The sequence below is a fragment of the Oleiphilus sp. HI0066 genome (assembly GCF_001635725.1).
Genome location: NZ_LWFH01001384.1, coordinates 1 through 1,634 on the forward strand (window position 1 = coordinate 1; position 1,634 = coordinate 1,634).

Sequence of the window (1,634 nt, forward strand, 5' to 3'; positions counted from 1 at the left end):
ATAAACTCAAAAGCAGATTGTGTTGCTGCCTTTGAGTCGTACGAAGAAACTAAACAACGAATCACTCCTGCATTGGAAACTTTCAGAGCTGTTGAGTTATTCGTTTCTGAAGTGATTGCTGTAGGCATCATGTCCCAGAAATTTATTCTGGTTGGTCTAATCTTACTATGCGCTACAACTGCTACATTCACACGTCACCACATTGCTATGCGTCCGGTGATGTCTCGCTTAGATCACTACGTGGCGAGCACAGCTCAGTTAGCTGCTAATGGCTTACTACTGGCGTCTGCTGTAGCATTTAGAGATCTAGCACATTCAGATGGATCCAAAATAACCGCTGACGTGGCCTTCATTCATGAACTCTGGGTCTATGGCTTCGGCGTACTCACCATCATGAGTGCCATCAACATATTCCGACCTGCGGCAGATCTCACACCAGGCGGCAACATTGGTCGAGCTGGTCTAGCTATTCCATTGTACGCAACCATGACAATCATTGCTGCGGCGTTCTTCTTCTTTGGCCTAGGTGAAGGCAACAAGCCTAACCCAGCAGCACTAGGTATTCACCTAGACAAGCTTCTTGATCTCAGTGACATGTTCTTGAACGTCGGCTTGTACGTCTGGATAGGTATGATGCTTAAGCAAACGCGCTTTGCATCGCTCGTGCTTTCTTTGTTCAAGCCATGGAAACTACCACCAGAGCTATTAGTTGTTCTTGTCGTAATTCTTGCGGCTATTCCAACAGCCTACACTGGCGGTTCAGGTATTTTCGTTATTGCGGCAGGTGCCGTGATTTATCACGAGTTACGCGCTGCAGGTACGCGTCGTCAATTGGCACTAGCAGCGACAGCGATGTCCGGCTCAATGGGTGTTGTATTACGTCCTTGCTTGCTTGTGGTTGTTATCGCATTTATGAACCGTGAAGTCACAACTGACCAGTTATTTGGTTGGGGTGTATACGTATTCATGCTGAGCGCGGTGATGTTTGGCTTCTTTGCATTGACGCTTAACCGTCAGAGCAAGTTTGAACTTGCATCTCCAGGGCAAGCTTTCCCTGAAATGCTTCAAGCTTTCCGTCCATTGATTCCTTACATCATCTTGTCTGTTGCCGTTGTATTGTTCTATCGCTATGCGGTAAACGTTCGCTTAGACGAATTCTCAGCAGCACGTATTCTTCCAGTTATGATGCTTGTGATTTTGATTTATGAGCACGTGACGAAGAAAGAAGCAGTTAGCGAAGATGGTAAAACGAAGATTCCTCACAAAGGCATCGAAACCAACATTCGTACCGCAACGAATCAGACAACAGCAGAAATCGGCGCATTATTGTTATTAATCGGCTGTACTATCTGTCTTGGTGGAACCATCGAGCGCTCCGGCATCGTAGAGACATTCCCTGCTGAATTCTCAAGCGTTTGGGCGGCAATGGGCTTACTTGTTTGCGTATTGATCGTCATGGGTATGATCATGGAACCGTTTGGCGCAGTTATTTTAGTAAGTCAGACAATTGCTCCAATCGCTTACAGCGCAGGTATAGATCCAATTCACTTCTGGATGCTGACACTGGTAGCGTTTGAGCTTGGTTATCTGAGCCCACCGGTTGCACTTAACCACTTACTTGCACGCCAGGTTGT

Annotated in this window: 1 protein-coding gene; it reads left to right on the forward strand. The window is 46.6% G+C overall.

The window, feature by feature from the left end; all coding sequences use genetic code 11:
* A partial coding sequence (locus tag A3738_RS20930) for a TRAP transporter large permease subunit (RefSeq protein WP_068763829.1) occupies positions 1-1,634 on the forward strand: 1,634 nt, incomplete at both ends.